The 19,984-nt window shown below is 50.3% G+C and carries 18 protein-coding genes and 2 rRNA genes; all 20 read right to left on the bottom strand.

Annotated elements, in window-relative coordinates; genetic code table 11:
• Positions 1–28 precede the first annotated feature (28 nt).
• On the bottom strand, positions 29–673 hold the full coding sequence (locus tag K2G41_RS00745) for a hypothetical protein (RefSeq protein WP_300113011.1): 645 nt from the start codon (positions 671–673) through the stop codon (positions 29–31).
• 329 nt (positions 674–1,002) lie between these two features.
• Complete coding sequence (gene purU / locus K2G41_RS00740) at positions 1,003–1,869, bottom strand: formyltetrahydrofolate deformylase (RefSeq protein ID WP_300113008.1); 867 nt, start codon at positions 1,867–1,869, stop codon at positions 1,003–1,005.
• Between the two features lie 263 nt (positions 1,870–2,132).
• Entirely contained in the window at positions 2,133–4,133 is a 2,001-nt protein-coding gene (gene pulA, locus K2G41_RS00735; protein ID WP_300113005.1) for a type I pullulanase, read from the bottom strand.
• A 131-nt stretch (positions 4,134–4,264) separates the two neighbouring features.
• A complete protein-coding gene (locus K2G41_RS00730; RefSeq protein ID WP_300113002.1) occupies positions 4,265–5,143 on the bottom strand; it encodes a hypothetical protein in 879 nt (292 codons plus the stop codon).
• A 36-nt stretch (positions 5,144–5,179) separates the two neighbouring features.
• Complete coding sequence (rsmI, locus tag K2G41_RS00725) at positions 5,180–5,893, bottom strand: 16S rRNA (cytidine(1402)-2'-O)-methyltransferase (RefSeq protein WP_300112999.1); 714 nt, start codon at positions 5,891–5,893, stop codon at positions 5,180–5,182.
• 11 nt (positions 5,894–5,904) lie between these two features.
• Complete coding sequence (locus K2G41_RS00720) at positions 5,905–6,654, bottom strand: hypothetical protein (protein ID WP_300112996.1); 750 nt, start codon at positions 6,652–6,654, stop codon at positions 5,905–5,907.
• Between the two features lie 18 nt (positions 6,655–6,672).
• Positions 6,673–8,076 carry a D-alanyl-D-alanine carboxypeptidase/D-alanyl-D-alanine-endopeptidase gene (gene dacB, locus K2G41_RS00715; protein ID WP_300112993.1) on the bottom strand — a complete coding sequence of 468 codons (1,404 nt, stop codon included), beginning with the start codon at positions 8,074–8,076 and terminating at the stop codon, positions 6,673–6,675.
• A complete protein-coding gene (locus K2G41_RS00710; protein ID WP_300112990.1) occupies positions 8,073–8,642 on the bottom strand; it encodes a GNAT family N-acetyltransferase in 570 nt (189 codons plus the stop codon). Before K2G41_RS00710 ends, dacB begins: the two co-directional genes overlap by 4 nt.
• Positions 8,639–9,631: a bifunctional diaminohydroxyphosphoribosylaminopyrimidine deaminase/5-amino-6-(5-phosphoribosylamino)uracil reductase RibD gene (gene ribD, locus K2G41_RS00705; protein WP_300112987.1), complete on the bottom strand. Its 993-nt coding sequence runs from the start codon at positions 9,629–9,631 to the stop codon at positions 8,639–8,641. The genes K2G41_RS00710 and ribD overlap by 4 nt, the downstream gene beginning before the upstream one ends.
• Positions 9,603–11,273 carry a (E)-4-hydroxy-3-methylbut-2-enyl-diphosphate synthase gene (gene ispG, locus K2G41_RS00700; protein WP_300112984.1) on the bottom strand — a complete coding sequence of 557 codons (1,671 nt, stop codon included), beginning with the start codon at positions 11,271–11,273 and terminating at the stop codon, positions 9,603–9,605. Before ispG ends, ribD begins: the two co-directional genes overlap by 29 nt.
• A gap of 16 nt (positions 11,274–11,289) precedes the next feature.
• Positions 11,290–11,796 (bottom strand): 5-(carboxyamino)imidazole ribonucleotide mutase, encoded by a 507-nt coding sequence (gene purE / locus K2G41_RS00695; protein ID WP_300112981.1) that lies wholly within the window; start codon positions 11,794–11,796, stop codon positions 11,290–11,292.
• Between the two features lie 96 nt (positions 11,797–11,892).
• Positions 11,893–12,501, bottom strand: a complete 609-nt coding sequence (locus tag K2G41_RS00690; protein WP_300112978.1) for a phosphatase PAP2 family protein — start codon at positions 12,499–12,501, stop codon at positions 11,893–11,895.
• 67 nt (positions 12,502–12,568) lie between these two features.
• On the bottom strand, positions 12,569–14,002 hold the full coding sequence (gene rpoN / locus K2G41_RS00685) for an RNA polymerase factor sigma-54 (RefSeq protein WP_300112975.1): 1,434 nt from the start codon (positions 14,000–14,002) through the stop codon (positions 12,569–12,571).
• Positions 14,003–14,060: 58 nt separating this feature from the next.
• Positions 14,061–15,074, bottom strand: coding sequence for an N-acetylneuraminate synthase (neuB, locus tag K2G41_RS00680; RefSeq protein ID WP_300112972.1), 1,014 nt, complete (start codon positions 15,072–15,074; stop codon positions 14,061–14,063).
• Positions 15,075–15,101: 27 nt separating this feature from the next.
• Positions 15,102–16,076, bottom strand: coding sequence for an ATP-grasp domain-containing protein (locus tag K2G41_RS00675; RefSeq protein ID WP_300112969.1), 975 nt, complete (start codon positions 16,074–16,076; stop codon positions 15,102–15,104).
• 5 nt (positions 16,077–16,081) lie between these two features.
• Positions 16,082–17,071 (bottom strand): NAD-dependent 4,6-dehydratase LegB, encoded by a 990-nt coding sequence (locus tag K2G41_RS00670; protein WP_300112966.1) that lies wholly within the window; start codon positions 17,069–17,071, stop codon positions 16,082–16,084.
• Between the two features lie 44 nt (positions 17,072–17,115).
• On the bottom strand, positions 17,116–17,613 hold the full coding sequence (locus K2G41_RS00665; protein WP_300112963.1) for a lipocalin-like domain-containing protein: 498 nt from the start codon (positions 17,611–17,613) through the stop codon (positions 17,116–17,118).
• Positions 17,614–17,625: 12 nt separating this feature from the next.
• Positions 17,626–19,152 carry a capsule assembly Wzi family protein gene (locus K2G41_RS00660; protein ID WP_300112960.1) on the bottom strand — a complete coding sequence of 509 codons (1,527 nt, stop codon included), beginning with the start codon at positions 19,150–19,152 and terminating at the stop codon, positions 17,626–17,628.
• A gap of 216 nt (positions 19,153–19,368) precedes the next feature.
• Positions 19,369–19,477, bottom strand: a 5S ribosomal RNA gene (gene rrf / locus K2G41_RS00655).
• 223 nt (positions 19,478–19,700) lie between these two features.
• Positions 19,701–19,984 (bottom strand): 23S ribosomal RNA (locus K2G41_RS00650); the annotation flags it as partial.

The raw sequence follows: 19,984 nt of genomic DNA, 5'->3' as shown, positions 1-19,984 counted from the left end.
CCCACCCGCCCCCGTAGCCGCCCACACCCTAGTTCTTGTTCCCTCCCTGACGAGTGTCGTTATATCCGCCCTGCTGACGGTTGTTGTTATAGTCGCCTTGCTGACGGTTGTTGTAGCCGCCCTGACGGTTATTGTTATAGCCACCCTGACGATTGTTGTTGTAACCGCCCTGACGGTTGTTGTTGTAGCCACCCTGACGGTTGTTGTTATAGCCGCCTTGACGGTTGTTGTTATAGTTGTTGTATCCACCCTGATTGTTATAGCGGTTGTAGGAAGGACGGGGCTGATATGCGGGAGTCTCACCTTCCGTAGTGCTTGCTGCAACACCCTCTGCTGAAGTCTGGGGTTCACCTTCAAGCTGCGGATTTGCCTGAGTACGGGGTTGATAGTTGTTGTAACGGTTATTGTTGTTATTGTAACGGTTGTTATAGCCGCCCTGATTGTTGTAGCGGTTATTTCCGTATGAACCCTGACGGTTATTGTTGTAAGGACGGGGCTGATAGGTACGATTGTTGCCATAGGAATTGTAAGAACCCTGATGGCGTTCCTGACCTTCCGTCTGGTGGCTGCCGTTCTCTTGTGTAGTGTAGTCGTTATGAGTATCGGCACTGTCTGAGCTTACCGGGCGCACTCCGATGCGCGGGCGCTTGCTTTTCTTTTCGTTGCTGTCCATTTAAGTGTAGTTCTTGAAGTTTTGAGTTGAGACAATTGTTGTTTTTTGAAGGACATGCCTCGCGGCTGTCTTTACGGTTGATTATCGTGAATTAAATTAGCAATTAGCGAAGTTTTTTAATACTATGTTACCTGAGGTTAACTGTTTGAAAAACTAAATTATTAAATCACAAATTCTCCTATCGGATAAAGTCGATCCGCTGACAATATGCCATCGGATAACTCAAGTGCAAATTTAGACATTATTTTTATTTTATCCTACAATAAGATTATGAATTTTAGCTGCAAAAATCGCAATTAAGATGAATAAAATCAAAAAAGTCACAAAAATCAGCTAAACACCACAGTTTTATTGTCATAGGTCAGGATCTTTCGCTGAATATGCTTCTCGACCGCACGCGAAAGCACTATCTTCTCAAGATCGCGTCCCTTCTTGACAAGATCATCAATAGTGTCCTTGTGGCTTATGCGCACCACATCCTGCTCGATGATCGGACCTGCGTCAAGTTCGGTAGTCACATAGTGACTCGTAGCACCGATGAGTTTCACCCCTCGCTCGTATGCCTGATGATAGGGCTTTGCACCTACAAAGGCAGGAAGAAATGAATGATGGATGTTTATGATGCGGTTGGGATAACGCTCGATGAAATTCTCGGAAAGCACCTGCATATAGCGTGCGAGCACGATGAAATCCACTCCATAACGGTCAAGTATCTCAAACTCGCGCTGCTCCATTTCCTCCTTATTGTCACGGTTGACGGGAATATGTTCGAACGGTATGCCGAACTGCTTTCCTGCAATCGCAAGATCCTGATGATTGCTTATGATAACGGGGATCTCCACATCCCACTCGCCGGCAACATAACGCGCAAGCATGTCATAGAGACAGTGTGACATCTTGCTGACGAAGATTGCCATTTTCTGGCGACGTTTCGAGAAACTTACACGATACGTCATGTTGTAGCGCATGGCGTATAGCGTGTTGAAGTATTCGCTTATCTTTTCCGACGGGATAAGGAAATTTTCAAGCTCCCATTCGACACGCATATAGAAAACACCATTGACATGATCCACATACTGATCAAGATAGATAATGTTTCCACGATTCGTTGTAATAAAATCCGAAATCACAGCAATGATACCCGGCTTATCGGGACAATGCATTCTCAATATAGCTGTTGGTTTCTTAGCTTCCACTTCTGACTGTTAATTACGATTTGTTAATATTTTCCGCAAATTTACAGAATTTTCATGTATAAACGCCATAACCACACCAAATTTCAGAAGATATATCAAAATTAAGCCGCCTGAGGATATCGAAAACAGATAAATTTCCGGTCATCCGGACACATCAATTATGTGGAATTTTTATTATTTCGAAAACAACTGCCCGCAGGATCAGCTTCAGTTTTTGATCCTGCGGGCACTTATCCTTCCGTAATTTTAGACGCGACGTCGTTTTATTTCGTCATGGCAAGTATCAAAGCCGAACGCGGAGCCACTGTCATCTTTCCGCCCTTGGCTTTGCCAAGTCCTTCGGAATTGATCTGTCCATCCTCAGCTATGACAGTCCAGTCACCTTTGGGTATCTTGACTTCACGCGCCTCATCCGACCCATTGAACACGAGTTTTATTTCCTTCCATTCATCGCCGTTAGCATGGTCGGTAAGCGAATATGAAATCAGGTTGGGTTCGTTGATATTGTCAAATTTAAGATGCTTCCTCACCTGCTCGGTAGTGGTCATGCGGAAAGCCGGATGCTCTTTGCGCAACTTAATCAACTCCTTATAATACTCAAACTGAGCCGCATTGTCGTGCTTGAGATTCCAGTTAATTGCGTTGATCGAATCAGGTGAATTGTAGGAATTATGGACACCCTTCTTGTCTCTGAAAATCTCCTCGCCGGCAAAGATGAAAGGTGTGCCCTGCGAAGTCAGCACGATTGTCTGGGCCAGACGTGCAGCACGCTGACGCTCTGCATCCGTGGCATCAGGCATCGACTTACGCAACTTGTCGGTAAGCATCAGATCATCGTGACACGACACATAGTTGATGATCTGTGTCGGCGAAGCAGCGTAAGCGAATTTGGAGTTATTACCTTTCGAATAGTCGATCTGAGGATGATCCGTAGCGGCGACGATACCGATTTTCACGGTCTCTTCAAGCCCCGGCTTACCTGTGGCGAACCCACGGTCAGAAGCATCGCTATAATGCCCCTTGACTGCATCGCGTATGTCATCGCTGAACACAGCTATCTGCGGCATTTTAGCCACATTTTCCTTCAGTGCACGCTGCTCGACCGGCAGGGGCGAATCACCTGCTGTCCAGCCCTCGCCATAGACAAAAATATCAGGATTTATCTCTTTAAGAGCTGCTATGACCTCATTCATAGTCTCTATATCATGGATGGCCATGAGATCGAAACGGAAACCGTCTATGTGATACTCCTTGGCCCAGTACTTCACGGAGTTTATGATATAGTCACGCATCTGCTGGCGTTCCGAAGCCGTTTCGTTGCCGCAACCGGAAGCGTCGCTGTAGCTTCCGTCGGGGCGGTGACGGTAATAGTAGCCGGGAGCGGTGAGCGAGAAATTTGAATCGTCGTTGTTGGCCGTGTGATTATAGACCACGTCCATGATCACACCGATACCGTTGTCATGCAGACTCTTGACCATCTCTTTCATCTCCGTCACGCGTGTGGCGGGATTGGCCGGATCCGTCGAATACGAGCCTTCCGGCGCGTTGTAATTGATCGGATCATAACCCCAGTTATAGGTATTGGCGGGGAGATTAGCCTCATCGACACTGTTGTAGTCATACGAGGGCAGTATATGGACATGTGTCACTCCAAGTTCTTTCAGATGGTCGATTCCGGTCCTATCGCCCTGCGGACTCTTGGTCGATGGTTCTGTAAGCGCGAGGAACTTTCCTTTGTGGACAATACCTGAACTCGGATGCTGCGAGAAGTCACGGTGATGCATTTCATAGATCACCGCATCGTTTATGTTGTCTATCTTCGGTCCTTTGTCCTTGCTCCAGCCTTCGGGATCAGTCGTGGTGAAATCAATTATCGCCGCGCGTTCGCCGTTAGTACCTACAGCCTTTGCCCATACTCCGGGAGTCTCGGCCAGCCACTTTCCTTTATCAAGGACTGAAAACGTGTAGTAACGGCCATAAAGCTGTTCGGGGACACTCGCCACCCACGTACCGCGCTCACTGCGCGTCATGTCTATGGTATCTGTCGCAGCCGTATTGCGGTCAGTCGGATAGATCATGAGACGGACGGCCTCGGCAGCCGGTGACCACAATCGCCAGTGAGTGCCCTTACTGTCAACGGTCAGTTCGAGATCGTCACCGTCGTATGTCGGATAGGAAAGGAATGCAGCGTCGTTATCAACGGCCTTAATAGCCGGCGACGCGCTTAACAAGAGCATAGTCACGATAGATAATCCTTGGTTCATGTTTCTAAAATGGTATTATTTAAAAATGAAAAGAATCGGGAGCGAAACACTCCCGATAATATAAGTATGAATTTGAAAAAAAATGTCTTGCTGAGTACGTGTGTTTATTTTTCGAGCTGTGATTCCGGCTGTCAATCCACCTCGATTACAAGGAAGTTGGACAGCTGCCAGAATTTCTCAGGATTTGTGATCCGGATCACTTTCTGACCGTCCTGCTCAACGATCTCGTATGAATCCTTGGGCTGTGAGGTCTTTATATTGGCCTTCTTACTGTGAGTAGGGATCTGAGTGAGCGTACGGCGGTCTGCAGCGGTAAAGTAATTCATATCGAAATCTCCCTTCATGACCTTGGTCTTGCGGAGGAAGCCTGATTCAAGGATCTTTTTCGACTTGAGTTCCTTGCCTGTGCCGATAGCAAAATATACGGTGTTGAGCTCGTTGGTAGCCTCAGTCGCTGCAAGTTCGGCAGCCTCCTTCTGTGCACGTTCCTCATTCAGATCCGTAGCGAGCGAATCTTTTGCAGTATTGAGACTGCTCACTTCCGAAGTAAGTTCCTCTATGCGTATATTGGCACTTGCGAGCTGATTCGTAAGAGTTGCGATCTCAGTCTGCTGCTCGGCTATCTGACCCTTGAGATTGGCGATAGTGCGTTTGAGGGTCGTACTCTCCCCACCAGTCTGTGCAAGTTTCTTTTCAAGCTCCTCAAGACGCTGGCGGCGTTCCTGCAGAGCCTGTTGGATAGCGATCATATCATTTTTGATCTGTTCCTTGCGTGAGGTGGATTCACCGAGGTTACCGGGAAGGGAGATGATCTTTTCAAGATCCTTTATCTGAGCCATACCATCGGAAATATCGTTGACAAGAACGAGGAGACTGTCCTGTGTAGCGAGAGTTTCACGGAGATCGCCCTTGAGTTGTTCGTTCTGGGCTTCTGCGTCGCGGAGCTTCCCTCCGTTACAAGCAGTGAGGATTGCAGCCGCTATGACTGCGAAAATCGCGTTCTTCTTCATATTTGTCCGTAGTTGATGTGAGTCTTAAATGTGATTTTATAAATCTTTATATTTGTTCTTATGCACTTTAGGAGCGGAATTGTCCGAAGCACCTATAATGATAACAATCTCACCGCGCGGATTGTTTTGGCCGAAATATTCTATTAATTCACCGAGCGTGCCGTTAACGGTCGTGTTATGGATCTTCGATATCTCCCTCGACACCGAAGCCGGACGCTCCTCCCCGCACACCGCCGCAAGCTGTTCGAGTGTCTTGACCAGACGCAGCGGCGACTCATAGATGATGGACGTGCAGTCATTGGCGGCTATCCGTTCGAGTCTCGTCTGCCGGCCTTTTTTGGGAGGGAGAAAACCCTCGAACGTAAATCGGTCGGTCGGTAAGCCCGAATTGACAAGTGCCGGGACGAAGGCTGTCGCACCGGGCAGAGTCTCCACCTCTATCCCCTCTCTGCGGCATTCACGCGTCAGCAGAAAACCGGGATCGCTTATGCCCGGTGTACCTGCGTCTGAAATCAGGGCTATTGTCTCCCCGGCCAAGAGCTGTTCGATAATGGGACGTACCGTCGTATGTTCGTTGAACTTATGGTGGCTCGAACACGGTGTCGTGATGTCGAAGTGTTTAAGAAGCACACCCGATGTCCTCGTATCCTCCGCATATATGCGGTCACAGCTTTTCAGCACCTCGATGGCGCGGGGTGTCATGTCAGCCATATTGCCGACCGGCGTCGGGACTATATACAGTTTGCTCATGCAGATTTTTCTCAAAAATGCCTTCCGACGATCTCCATGAACTCCTTCACTTCGGGCGATGATTCATCCCAGCACAGATCGTTGAAGAAATAATCCTCCGCCTCCTCCATGCTTGACATTGAGCCGATAACTTCAAGCGTCTCCTTGAATTCCTCATCGGAATTGCGGAAAAGTTCGCGGCGGAAACGGAAACGGTCATTGATTGTGAACGCCTTGGATATGTCGGACGCACGCTGACGGGCCAGTTTCTCGTCAAGAGTCAATTGCGTCTCAGCACCGAGACTGTCATTGACGGTCGGAGCGACATCCGCGTCGCCGACTTCCTCCTCAAGAACACTGTCCGCTATGGCTTCATCATCAACCGAAGGAGCAATTTCCTCCTTAACCGCGGCTTCCTCCTTGACCTTTTCGCTGACGGTCTCCTCTTTTACCGGGGTAGCCACATCCTCTTTCACAACTGTCTTTTCCTCCTTCTCAGCAGGAATCTTATCAGCGACAGTCTCTCTTGCGGCCGACTGTATGGCCTCGACCTCTGCTGCGAAGTTCGGCTCTGGTGCGCTTACCTTTATTCCGGAAGTAGGCGGAACAGGCATAGAGGCAATAGGATTAATGGATGAGAGTGCCGTATAGAGCTGCGCGGCTTTCGCTGTCAGCAGGCTCTTCATTTCAGGAGCGGCCTCATCCCCACGGTTGATATTGAGCAGGAGCAGCCCCTCAATCTCGTAGGCCAGATTAAGCAGGCCAAGCATATCGTTGTTCATATTTTAATGCCAAATTTATTAGTCCTCGTTTTCAGTCTGTTGCGGATCTGCCACCGATGTGGCGGACGTTTCCTTATGCAAACTTACATCAAATTTTTCTAATAACAAACGCTCTATATCTTTTTTAAGAGCAGCGCGGTTACACCGGAAATTATTGGCCATGATCACGATGATGTGAGTGGGATAGCCATCAGCATCGAAAAGATAGCCGCCGTAACACTGTACTCCCTTCATCGAACCGGTCTTCATCGCCACCCTGCCTGCAAGCGGTGACTGCACGAGGAAATTCTTCATCGTACCGTCAAATCCGGCGCGAGGAAAGAGGTTGAGATACTCGTTGGAGAAAGCATCCGTGGTCATGTAGGAATACACATCTCCGAGGAATCGGGCTGTCAGTCTATTGTCACGCGAAAGTCCGCTGCCGTCGATTATGTTCAGTCCGTGGCCGCTTATTCCCGCCATCGTCCACACAGCCATTTCTTCCGTGATAGCGTCGGCGCGGGTTCCACCGGGAGCGATAGCCCTCAGCATGCCTTCGGCCATCAGATTGTCCGAGCGGAACATGAGGCTCTGCATGATCTCTCCGAATTCAGGCGATTCATGGACATAGACCTCAAGCTCGTCACCGTTAGGCGTGACATTACCGCCCCCAACTTCAATTCCTTTATCTTTTAAGGTGCTGACGATCTCATGGCGCATGGCCTTGTAGGGATACGGCATGGCGAATATATCGTTGATCGCTCTGTTTCCGGTCACGATGAAGGTTTCCGATCCATCCTTACGGTCAATCTTTCCGCCCTTACCGTTTATATAATTGAATTTCAGATCCGGCACAAAGGGGACGGTAGTTTTCGAGGGCAGGCGCAGACGGAAACGGTTGTCACGGAAATTCGCACCCTGCAGACGCGCTCCGTAGTACCACGGAATATCCTCTGCCATCCAGCCCGGAGGTGTCGTCGCATCCGGAAAATCTGACTCGTCGATGATCACCTTTCCGGTAATCTTTCTGATTCCGAGTTTCTTCACTCCGGCTGCGATACTGTCGGCAAATCCCTGCGATTCCGGTAGGAATTGCGATTCGATCGTAGGGTCTCCACAGACTTTTACCACAAGGTTTCCTTCAAGCACTCCATCCGTGATCCGTCCTTCGGCCACGACGGGAGTAGAAAACCGCTCGGCAATGTCGGCCAGATTCAGCATCGAAGCCACGGTTACCGACTTCATCACCGAGGCGGGAATGAGCGGACGGTCGATATTTTCGGCCACGATGTCATGGCCGAAACGGAGATCACGGATGAGAATTGCAGTGCGGAGTGTATCCACTCCCCTTACCTTCAGCGGGAATGCGTGGAGCTGACCTGCCAAGAGGCAGAGTACCCCCGTCAGGATGAATTTTATCTTAATGTGACTTCCGAACCTCATGATCCCTGAAAATGTAGATGATCCATCATTACATAGCAGAACGGGCGTTCACCAACCTTACGGAATCCGATATTTTCGTAGAGACGGCGAGCACGTGTGTTTTCCTTATCCACGAGGAGTCCGGCCGGTTTACCTATCGCTTCCGCACGCCTGATTGATGCGCGAAGCAGCTCCGAAGCGATTCCGCGGCCACGGTATTCGGGAAGAACGGCAAGGGTGTCGATGTAGAATTCTCCGCTATCAGTTTCATCATCTATATCACCCATCTCTATGCCGAGCTGTTTTTCAGCCTCTTCAAAGAAGGCTTCGCGGAGTTCATGGAGACGTGAGCCGTCGTAACCGACACATACGCCGACGGCCTTGCCTGAATCATCAAGCGCGGTCAGCGTGTTAAGATAACTGTACTGACTGTCCTCACGGAGAGCGAGGGAGGTAAACAGACGTTCTACATCGTCAAGACTATGGCCGTTAGTCGCAAGTCCTGAACAAATTTCCTCGCCGACGGCATCCATGATGGATCGTGCAATCAGCGGAGCGTCTGTCTTTCGTGCGTTTATAATTTTCATTTACTGTAAGTTAAGATTTTATGGCCATCAACCGTCATCATCTCAGGCATAACGGTCGTGGCAGGTATCACCGGAGCTTTTACTTTTCCGGTGATTTTTTCAGGAGAGACTTCCACCCTTATTTCATCCCATAGCCCCTCGGCCAAGTATGAATTGAGGACTTCCGCTCCTCCTTCGACGAGTACGGAACTTATACCGCGTTCATAGAGACGGCGCATTGCATCGGCCAGTGACGGGTAATCATTCAACACGATCACTTCGCCACTGTCAAACAGCCGGAGTGATCCGCCGACGCGTCCGCGCCTGTCAAGAACGACCTTTACAGGCGACTTACCCGCGTACAAACGGGTGTCGAGCGTGGGATTGTCGGCAAGAGCCGTACCACTCCCGACAAGTATGGCATCGTGCGTGGCCCTCTCGCGGTGGACAAGCATGGAGGTGAGAGGTGTGGATATATGGCCGTCGATAAATCCGTCGGCACTCTGTGCCCATTTCAGGGTTATGAACGGTCGTTTCTCTCTATGAGCGGTCATGAATTTCCGGTTGAGTTGCCGGCATTCATCCTCCAGCATTCCTGTGACCACCTCCACTCCTCCGTCAAGAAGTTTTGCCACTCCGCGTCCCGACACTTTCGCAAAAGGGTCGAGTGAACCGATGACCACCCTCGGAATCCCCATGCGTACGATCATGTCGGCACATGGGGGAGTCTTTCCGTAATGTGAGCATGGTTCGAGCGTCACGTACATGGTGGAATCCTTCAATAGCTCTTTGTCAGCAACGGAGGCCACGGCATTGACCTCCGCGTGACCTTCGCCGCAACGGCGGTGCCACCCCTCCCCTATTATGCGTCCGGACGGATCGACAATGACCGCCCCCACCATTGGATTGGGGGAGGCATCAAGAAGGCCGTGACGGGCAAGCGTAAGCGCACGGCGCATATATTTTTCATCGGTCTGCATTTCAGTCTTGTGGTTCTGTCCAGTCTCCATTAGCCTTTATCAAGGCTATGAGATGACTGATGGCATCCTCGGTCGGTATGTTCTTTTCAATACACTCCTTACCTTTGTAAAGACTGATCTTGCCGGCAGCTGCTCCGACATAGCCGTAGTCGGCATCGGCCATTTCGCCCGGACCGTTGACAATGCAGCCCATCACACCTATTTTCAATCCCTTGAGATGAGAGGTGGCGGCCTTTATGTCGCGTAAGGTCGATTGAAGGTCATAGAGCGTGCGTCCGCATCCCGGACATGAGATAAATTCCGTTTTTGAAATCCTCATGCGGGTAGCCTGAAGTATGGCGAGAGCCATGTCGTTCAGACGGTCGCGTGACAGACGTTCTGATTCGATCCATACACCGTCGGCGAATCCTGCAAGCAGGAGTGAACCAAGCTCTATGGACGCAGCGATGATCATATCCTCCTCCGCCATGTCACCATAGCCACGACGGATTATCACCGGATTCTCAAGCCCACGGTTCACCATCTCCATCATGAATGCTTTAAGATGACCTATGGCATTCGCATCCTTGGAGTCAAGAACAACGACTTTGGCAGAATCGGCACTTAGTAGCTCCGCAACTCCGTCAGTCAAACCATCCTCCGCAAGGAGAGTGATTGCGTCCCTCATATCCCCTGCGGGTATATCGAGACCCACCACCTGAGGAAGCCTGTCGGACCAGACACTTTTCCTGCGGGAAGGGCTGAACTCATTGTAACCATCCGGAACCGCGACAGGATTTACTGGCTTTCCGGCTGAAAGACCGGAGATGAAACGGGCTATACGTGCAGCCTCCGGTATCTCCAGCTCAGGCTCTTCACTAAGCGAGACGCGGATTGTATCGCCGATACCGTCGGCAAGAAGCGATCCGATACCGACAGCGGATTTTATGCGTCCGTCCTCCGCATCACCAGCTTCGGTCACTCCGAGATGCAGCGGGAAGTGCATATCCTCGGCGTCCATAGCTGCAACGAGCCGACGGACAGTCTCGACCATCACGCCGACATTGGAAGCCTTGATAGAGATGACCACATCGCGGAAGTCATGCTTCAGGCATACGCGCAGAAATTCCAGTGCGCTCTCAACCATTCCTGCCGGAGTATCGCCGTAACGGCTCATGATACGGTCAGAAAGCGAACCGTGGTTCACCCCTATACGCAGGGCGGTAGAGTGCTGCTTACAGATATCGAGCAGCGGGACAAGTCCCTCCTCGATCTTGACAATCTCTGCTGCATACTCCTCATCTGTATAGTCGATTTTCTTAAATACACGTCCCGGATCGACAAAATTGCCCGGATTTATGCGCACTTTCTCGACACGCGAAGCCGCGGCGAATGCAGCCCTAGGATTGAAATGTATATCAGCCACAAGCGGAGTTCCGATCCCGGCCTCGCGGAGTCGGGCTGAAATATCGGCAAGATTCTCCGCCTCTCTCACTCCTTGAGCGGTAAGGCGTACGATCTCACCACCGGCATCGACTATACGCTTGATCTGCTCCACTGATCCCTCGCTGTCCATGGTGCTCGTCGAGGTCATGGACTGGAGGCGGATGGAGTTGTCACCGCCAAGTTCCACACAGCCTACTCTGACAGGCCATGTGGAACGACGGTGATAAGTATAATTTTTTAAACTCATATTCCTAACATTGAAATCAGTCAACCTTGAAATCATATTTCAAAGTTTTCAGCTCCTCGTTCGCATTTACGATTTTCTGCGAAAGTGTGGCGCGATAGGCTGCATAACGCTTTGCAAGTTCAGGATCGCTGAGCGCAAGGATCTGCACGGCCATCACTGCGGCATTGAGTCCGGCATTTATACCGACTGTCGCTACAGAGATGCCCGGAGGCATCTGGACGATAGAATAGAGTGCATCCACTCCGTTGAGCGATGAATTGATTGGAATACCGATGACGGGGACAGGAGTCATCGCGGCAATAACACCCGGAAGAGCGGCTGCCATTCCGGCGGCTGCGATTATGACCTTCAGGCCACGGCCTTCAGCACCGCGCGCAAATGTTTCGACCTCGGAAGGTGTACGATGAGCCGAAAGGGCATTCATCTCGAACGGCACTTCCATCTGATTGAGGAAATCAGCCGCTTTTTTCAGAATGGGAAGATCGCTTGTGCTTCCCATGATGATGCTAACTGTAGGGTTCATGATAATTCGGTTTAATATATGGTTATATATTGTGGTTTGCTGTATGGAAAATTTCCGATCGGCCTGACGAATTCAGACCGCCGTCAGGAGTCGGGATCAATGTATCATCGAAAGAAGATAAACGCAGATGAAGCCGTTGGCACATCCGGCAAGTACCTGCCAGAGTGTATGACGTTCAAGATACACACGTGCGGTCATTACAATTCCCGCAGTTATGATCACAGCTGAAAGCCAGACGTTCATATTGAACAGAGCGTAGTGCGACGCCACAACACGGAACAGCAGTGCCACCAGTCCACCCATAGCGGCTGCATGAGCACTGATTTTCCACCAACGGTTGACAACGGTGTTGATCAGCGTGGCGCAAGCTCCGCCGACAAAAAACATCGGAAGCCACAGCGGCGCACTTGCTTTATAGAAGAAGAATCCGCATCCGAGATAACAGAGAATCACAACGCCGTATGGGATATAACGCTCCGTGCGCTCGTTAAGCGCGGCATCCTTTATCACTCCGCTTTTGAAAAGAGCGATTATGGCCGCGACCGGTACGAGACAGGTGATGACAAATGTGATTCCTATGGCCGTCCAAAGAAGATTGGAGGGAAGGAAACGCAATATTGTCAGAAAAGCGGTAAGTATCATGCCGTAAGTCGGCACGAGTAGCGGAGAGAATACCGCAGATATTATTTCGGAAAGCTTCTTCATATATTTATCTAACAATCAAATCATGGCTTTTATTTTATTCCGGAGTGGGGATTTTGAGCCTTAATCATCATATCTGCTTACGCAGACGCGCCACAGGGATTCCGAGCCGCTCACGATATTTCGCCACTGTCCGTCGGGCCAGATCATAACCCCTCTCGGCAAGTTTCTGCATGAGTGCATCATCATTGAGCGGATCATGATGATCCTCTGCATCGATTATCTCACGGATCACTGCCAGAATCTCACGCGACGATGAATCCTCGTCGGCATTGACTTTCTCATTAAAGAAAAATTTGAGTGGATAGATCCCTCCGGGAGTTGCGACATATTTTCCTGCGGTCGCACGTGATATGACCGAAAGATCATAGCCTGTCATGGCTGCTATATCCTTCAGTATCATCGGACGGAGTTTTGATTCATCCTCCGTCATGAAAAAATCATGTTGATATTTCAGAATCGCTTCCATCACCCGGTAGAGTGTTTCCTGACGGAGACGCAGAAGATCGATAAATTCGGTTGCGTCCTCGCGCTTACGCATTATGAACGCCTGTGCATCCTTGCGGTTGCGCTCCGTGCTCCCGGCCATGAACTCATTACCATCGCTGACATAACTTTCCTCAATGGTAAGTTCAGGAAGATTGTTGACAAGGGTCAGTGTGAGCTTATCGCCGTCAGTCTCGATATTGAAATCCGGAATGATATGACGCAATTTATCGTCACCGGCATTGCCACCGACCTGTCCTCCCGGCTTCGGATTAAGCGTCCGTATTATATCCACGGCCTCACGCAGTTGCTCCTTGCTGACTCCGAGCATGGTGGCAAGACGGTCAAAATGGCGCAATGAAAAGACATCGAAATAATGATCCACGATCTCAAGGGCAAGATTACGCGCATCGGTCGGTGCAAGACGCCGCAACTGCAATGCCAGACAGTCACGCAGATCGTAGGCACAGATGCCCGGAGGATCAAGAGCACGCACACGTCTGACAAGCTCTCTCAAATGATCCATATCGACCTCGATTCCTGCGTTTATGGCCAGATCGTCGAGAATTTGGTCAAGAGTGCGGGTCAGGTAACCGTTATCGTCAAGATTTCCGATTATATATCGTGCTATCTGCAAGTCAAGCGGCGTTACGTCAGTCTCGGCAAGTTGCTCCATGAGCGATTCGCTCAGAGAGCTCTCTTCCGCCACGGCGACAGGCTCGAAATAGGCATCGTCGCGCGATCGGTTTCGCGCCTCAAACCGGTAAGACGGGATCTCATCCTCATTTCTGTAATCGGCAAGCTGCAGATCTTCGGAGCTTTCATTGAAATCACCCTCTGCCGACGGTTCAGGGCCGTCAGTCACCACTTCAAGCGCAGGATTGTCATCTACTTCACGTCTCACTTCTTCCTCGATCTCCGGACCGTTCATCTCAAGCAGACGCACGAAGCGCATCTGCAACGGTGAGAGCCGTTGCTGAAGTTTTTGCGTCAATGACAGTTTTAGAGAACCTTTCATAAGCTTTTCGGAGTGGTGAACTTGTACTGACTACAATAAATAAATGTCGCGGCTAAGCCTAAAGTTCAATCAGGGAGTCGTAAGGGAAATCCTTTTTGGCCCTTTGGCCGATCACCGAGTCCCACTTCATGGGACTGATGCCATTGCCGGGGCGTTTGACCGTTATGTTTTCTTCCGTGAATATTTCACCTGCCGCAATCGGACGCGAGGCCACAATACTCTTGCGGGCCACTTCGATGTTCGGACGTTCGCTTTCAGCCACACGCTTCTCTCCGTCGCCGAGCGCAAGCTCGATATTGCGTACGGCTTTCACCATCGCTGTAAGCTCGGCAGGATCAAGCGATGCCCTGTGGTCAGGGCCGGGAAGAGACTTGTCAAGTGTGAAATGTTTTTCGATGACCTTTGCTCCAAGGGCAGCTGCCGCAATTGGGACTTCGATTCCGAGGGTATGGTCACTATAGCCTACCCCTCCGACATCAAGCCTGCGCAGACTTTCCATGGCCAGCAGATTTACGTCGGAATACGGTGTCGGATACTGAGTGGTACAGTGAAGCAGGAATATGTCTTTTCTGTCAATCCCTCCTTCAGCAAGAATATCTACTGCGGCCGAGACTTCATCAATGGTTGACATTCCTGTCGAAAGTATCACTTTTCCGCCGATTCCTGCTATCTTACGGAGATATGGCAGATTGGTTATCTCGCCTGATGGTATCTTCCAATAATCCATCCCTAACTCAGCGAGCGAATCGATGCTCACGAGGTCAAACGGCGTGCTCATGAATCCGATCCCCACCTCCCGACACAGTTCGGCGAGCTCAGGATAAGCCGACAACGGCAGATGGATGGCGCGGCACATGTCAAGCTGCGATTCCTCCTCGCCAGTGGTCTCTTTCTGATACTCGGCTTTCGGAGCGATTGACGAGATGACGAGTTCGGGCACTGCTGTCTGAAACTTCACATAGTCCGCTCCGGCACGGGCCGCTTCGACAACCATGCGTCGTGCCATCTCCATCGAGGCGTTATGATTGACACCAGCCTCGGCTATAATGATTATTTTATTGTCATCCTTCATACTTCTGACTCTGCTTTGTCAAAACATTTAAACATTGAATACAGCCTCTTCAAAATAGCGGCAGATCATAGTACCCGGACGGATTCCGGTAGCTTTTTCAGCCACATCGCCGACAGCATCCGAGAGTATCATCGCAGGAATATCAGCTCCGGCATGGATCGAACATACCACACCGCCCCCCAGACGGGGATTGATCTCCATAAGCATAAGCCTGTTCGTCGTCATATCCCGAAGATATTGGAGTGTGATTGCGCCGCGGAGTCCGAGCCGCTCTATGGCTCTTGCCGATGCTTCGAGCAATTCGGGATAATCGACCGTGACACTTCTCGACACCTCCCCGCCTACCACTTCGACACGTTTACGCGGACTGATGCAAAGCGTCTCGCCACGACGTGATATATAGCAATCCACAGTATATTCCTCGCGTTCGGGATAGTAGGTCTGTATCAGATACTCGTCTGCAATCTTCGATATTTTCTTGAATTCGTTGACACCGTCAATCACATGGATACCTTTCGATGCAGATCCGCGACGCGGCTTTGCGATCAGCGGGAATACCGGACGTCCGCCGGTGTATGTCTGCGGGATGTCAAGCCCGGCTGCTTCAAACTCACGTGCGGAAAGCACTTTGTCAAAAAGCGTGTCCGCCTTTCCGGAACTCACCACCGGAGCCCATACATCGCTATAAGTTGCCATATACGCACCGGCAATAGAGATAGCTCCATCAACAAAAGGCAGAAGCACGTCGATATGATATGCCCCGACCACCTGATGAAGATGATCCAGTATGTCAAAGGCATTCCAACGTCGGCCTATTATCACTCCTCCGATCAATGCCACCGGTACTTCGGCCTCAAGCTCATAACTGTAGATCTTGACATCTATGCCAAGCCTCTCGCCGGCTTCAAGCAGTTTCCGACCGAATGACACACGCTTGGCTCCTCCAAGAAACAGCACATTCAGGCTCTTCCGCCCGCCAGTATCGTCACTATGCTTTTCCATGTTGGTCATACATTATAGATACCCGACTTGTATTTTGCAAGATTCTCTTTCTGGGTGAACCATCCGACCGTCTCACGCAGACCGGCTTCAAGGTCATAGCGCGGACGCCAGTCCGTGAGCGATGTTATGAGAGTGTTGTCACCGCAAAGACGGAACACCTCGCTTCCCGACGGGCGCAGACGCGCGGGGTCAACCACGTATTCCACCTTCTCGCCCATTATCCGGGCTATTGTCTCAAGAGTCTCCTTCATGCTCACTTCAGTTCCGGTAGCGATGTTGATGTCGCGACCCTCGATCCCTTTGGCGCGGCCCAAGGCTATGAATCCGGCCGCCGTATCCTTGACGAAATTGAAATCGCGTGTCGGCGAGAGATCACCGACCTTGATTTCACGTGCTCCGTCTGCAATCTGGGTAATGATCGTTGGGATGATGGCACGTGCGCTCTGACGCGGTCCGTAGGTGTTGAACGGACGTGCGATGACCACCGGAAGCTCAAACGCATTGTAGAAACTCATGGCTATGGCGTCAGCCCCGATTTTAGTCGCGCTGTAAGGAGACTGCGGCTGGCGTGGATGCTTCTCATCGATCGGGACATATTGTGCAGTGCCGTAAACTTCGCTTGTCGATGTGACGACAATGCGCTTCACGCCACACTCCTTGGCCGCCTGACACATGTTGAGTGTGCCCTTGATATTCGTATCCACATAGCTGTCAGGTGCGACGTAGCTATACGGGATGGCTATCAGAGCCGCGAGATGATAGACCGTGTCGCACCCTCGCGTGATATGACGGCAGAAGTTAGGATCGCGCACATCGCCGGTCACTATCTCAAGATCGGGATGCTCCACCCCTTCAAGCCAGCCCCAGTTGTTGAATGAGTTGTACTGGCACAGTGCTCTCACCTGATATCCTTCGGCAAGAAGAGCCTCGGTGAGATGCGAACCGATAAAACCGTCAGCACCCGTGACAAGCACTTTTTCCTTTCTAATATCCATATCTTGTTCCTTCAATGCGTTTTTATTCTTGTTTTCATCACCGATCAATAGGGATGAGTCAGATAATAGGTGTATTTCACTCCATCCTCCCCGACATGACTCACTATCATTTTCTTATCTGCGAGTCTTTCGATATTCAGCCGGGTGATCCCGTCAGGCGAAAGATGAAGTATCTTAGGCGGAGTGTAGAGATACTCCGTTCCCTCCTCTTTATCGCTGTATGTGAAATTCAATTCAAGTATTCCGTCAGATTCGCTCCATGTCCCGTAGCAATCAAGCAAACGGTTATGTGTATAGATTGAATTGATCCGTATGACGGTGCTCTGAAATGCCCATGTATATAGAATCGGGTAAGACTCATCCGTATCCGGATATAGCAGCATTTCCTCTCCGTCGGCTGTTATCCGGTCAAGACGCCAGTCGCCGAAAAATTCGCCGATATCGCCGTGATGACGGGTGCATCCTGCCGCCAGCAGCAACACTGTCAGCAGCAACCCAACCGGAGCGATGCTTACCATTCGTAATGTCAGTTTCTTCATCATTAACGACAGAATTTATAGCTTCAACAATCCGGAGTATCTCACGCCAAGCATGACTCCGAAAGCCTTTTCGGGCATATTTCCATTGTCAATCTCCATTGCAGCTCTCACACTCATTCCGCCCAACCGTTTCGGATGCCATTCAGCTTCCATCATGAATGCTGAGAGACGCATCGGTCTTTTCAGCATCCGTTTGGCCGTGCCCCACCCTTTTCGGTAACCGGTCTTGACACGATAATCAAGCACTGGATTAATCGAACCTTCGGCAGCAACATGGAAGCCGCGCACAGCGTTTGCGATATAGCTCAACACACCGTCACGGTTATAGAGAGGTGCCATCATGACAGGCGAACCGATCGACAACCCGTAATAAGCGTATGGATTATACGTCGCATTATTGTAATAGTCATCCGCTCCTGATACATGAGCCGGAAGATTGCATCCGGTATTATCGGCAGGATCAAAATGTATCGGGCCGCTTTGATTTGTGAAATCGAAATACTCAAACACGGCTGAATTAATCAAGCCCTTTCGTGCCGCCTTGTATTCCACTCCCCAGAGCCCGTCAAAACCATTAAGCTTGCCGATACCCGATCCGTCATCCCATAGCCATGAGGTATAAGCATATATTTCATCAGCATTTTTCAGACGATAGCGCGCACGGATGTCCCACGAACCGAGGTGATTTCCTGAATAAAATCCGTCACCGCCATCCTGAGTCGGGAATATCATCTTTACAAAATATCGCAAACTACGGTTATGTTTCACTACTCTTTCTATTTTACCTCGATAATACCATTCCGTCCGGCCTCCGAACGTTGCCGCAGCCTGCATACCGAAAATCATCGAAAACGGTTTTGACGGCTTCGTACGGAAATATACACACTTATAATTATATATCTGATCAAAGGCTATATGGGCATTAAAATAATTGTAATGATCCTTCAGCCATCCGTTGTCCGTCATATATCCGAACGCCCCCTCACCCTTTATCTGCAACCAACCTCCGGTAAAGGGTATGTCCTGAAAATCCAAAAAACCGGCTCTCATCTGGGGCATCGGACGTGCGTTTCCACTCTCTACAAGATCTCCGCTTGTCAGATTCTGGTTTAGCAATCCTGACCGCTGCTCCTTCAGGCCGGCCCCAAGAAAGAGACTGCGGTATTTTATCTCCGCATAAAGTTGCTGAATCCATGCGGCTGACGGACGCAGACGATGATTGTTCCAACCATCCAGACTTTCATCATAGTATTCATACGTCGTTGCCGATGCATACCCCCCGACAAGATCAATTCCATAGCCGTATGAGAAACGATTGGAGAAATCCATCTTACGTGTCACGGCTACTTCAGCCTGAACATTGTCAGCCTGCGTTATACGACCGTGTTGAATACTCGAAAGATAATATGGCGCGAATGTGCCTGACCCCGTACCGGCAGTCAATGAAGCCTCATAGTGCAACGTTTCTTCAGCCGACACCATCATGGCGACAGATGAAAATTGCAGAGCCAGAATGTATCTCGACAGCTTACTGAATATCATAATAATGAACTTTAAACCTTTCGTTCCCGTCTAAGTAGGAACTGGAAAACTCTGAGGCATAGATTCCACGACGCAAAGTTACGCAAAATTATATTAACCTCAATCTTTACCTCTGACTTAGGGCTTAAATAAGCTTAATTTAAAGCTACGCATAACTTTTTATTCATAAAAAAGCCGGAGCTGATATGCATTTTGCATTTCAGCTCCGGCTCGTAGAGGGGGCGGTTATCTACTTTCCCACTTTCGCAGTATCATCGACGTGGTGAGGTTTAACTTCTCTGTTCGGAATGGGAAGAGGTGGAGCCCTCACGCTATTGCCACCTTAGTTCGTTTCAGCCATCGCCCAGTGTCAGGTCTCCGGCCGTGTAAGGTAGAAAAGAGGTTGTGGAAGCGAATGTCTTCCGACAGTCACACTGTCCGCGTAAATCTTCAGGAGTCACTCATGACGCTCTCATGAGGCTTTGTCAACGTTTGCCGCGGATGTCCGCTTCAGCGATCGATTCGTTTTTGTGCCCCGGCCCTCATTGGCCGGCGGCGATGGGATTGCTCCCAAGAAAGGGTTTGGGCGATTAGTACCGCTCGGCTATGTACGTTACCGTACCTGCACCTGCGGCCTATCTACGTCTTCGTCTTAAACGGCCCTTGTGTGGAGATCTTATCTTGAGGGGGGCTTCGTGCTTAGATGCTTTCAGCACTTATCCTTACCCGACGCGGCTACCCGGCGGTGCTCCTGGCGGAACAACCGGTAAACCGGAGGTCGGTCCAACACGGTCCTCTCGTACTAGTGTCGGGGCCTCGCAAATCTCCTGCGCCCACAACAGATAGAGACCGA

Source organism: Duncaniella sp. (assembly GCF_029056165.1).
In the GTDB taxonomy this organism is placed as follows: Bacteria; Bacteroidota; Bacteroidia; order Bacteroidales; family Muribaculaceae; genus Duncaniella.
The sequence above is the reverse complement of the archived record's forward strand: the minus strand, read 5'-3'. Positions and strand labels throughout refer to the sequence as shown.

Excerpts from the sequence above, each read along its gene's own strand:
- purE (WP_300112981.1), bottom strand. The coding sequence starts at position 11,796 with ATGAACCCTACAGTTAGCATCATCATGGGAAGCACAAGCGATCTTCCC.
- K2G41_RS00660 (WP_300112960.1), bottom strand. The coding sequence starts at position 19,152 with ATGATATTCAGTAAGCTGTCGAGATACATTCTGGCTCTGCAATTTTCA.
- K2G41_RS00675 (WP_300112969.1), bottom strand. The coding sequence starts at position 16,076 with ATGGAAAAGCATAGTGACGATACTGGCGGGCGGAAGAGCCTGAATGTG.
- ispG (WP_300112984.1), bottom strand. The coding sequence starts at position 11,273 with ATGAGTTTAAAAAATTATACTTATCACCGTCGTTCCACATGGCCTGTC.
- K2G41_RS00730 (WP_300113002.1), bottom strand. The coding sequence starts at position 5,143 with ATGAAGAAGAACGCGATTTTCGCAGTCATAGCGGCTGCAATCCTCACT.
- ribD (WP_300112987.1), bottom strand. The coding sequence starts at position 9,631 with ATGGAGACTGGACAGAACCACAAGACTGAAATGCAGACCGATGAAAAA.
- dacB (WP_300112993.1), bottom strand. The coding sequence starts at position 8,076 with ATGAGGTTCGGAAGTCACATTAAGATAAAATTCATCCTGACGGGGGTA.
- neuB (WP_300112972.1), bottom strand. The coding sequence starts at position 15,074 with ATGAAGGATGACAATAAAATAATCATTATAGCCGAGGCTGGTGTCAAT.
- K2G41_RS00745 (WP_300113011.1), bottom strand. The coding sequence starts at position 673 with ATGGACAGCAACGAAAAGAAAAGCAAGCGCCCGCGCATCGGAGTGCGC.
- rpoN (WP_300112975.1), bottom strand. The coding sequence starts at position 14,002 with ATGAAAGGTTCTCTAAAACTGTCATTGACGCAAAAACTTCAGCAACGG.
- rsmI (WP_300112999.1), bottom strand. The coding sequence starts at position 5,893 with ATGAGCAAACTGTATATAGTCCCGACGCCGGTCGGCAATATGGCTGAC.
- K2G41_RS00690 (WP_300112978.1), bottom strand. The coding sequence starts at position 12,501 with ATGAAGAAGCTTTCCGAAATAATATCTGCGGTATTCTCTCCGCTACTC.
- K2G41_RS00665 (WP_300112963.1), bottom strand. The coding sequence starts at position 17,613 with ATGATGAAGAAACTGACATTACGAATGGTAAGCATCGCTCCGGTTGGG.
- K2G41_RS00720 (WP_300112996.1), bottom strand. The coding sequence starts at position 6,654 with ATGAACAACGATATGCTTGGCCTGCTTAATCTGGCCTACGAGATTGAG.
- pulA (WP_300113005.1), bottom strand. The coding sequence starts at position 4,133 with ATGAACCAAGGATTATCTATCGTGACTATGCTCTTGTTAAGCGCGTCG.
- K2G41_RS00670 (WP_300112966.1), bottom strand. The coding sequence starts at position 17,071 with ATGGATATTAGAAAGGAAAAAGTGCTTGTCACGGGTGCTGACGGTTTT.
- K2G41_RS00710 (WP_300112990.1), bottom strand. The coding sequence starts at position 8,642 with ATGAAAATTATAAACGCACGAAAGACAGACGCTCCGCTGATTGCACGA.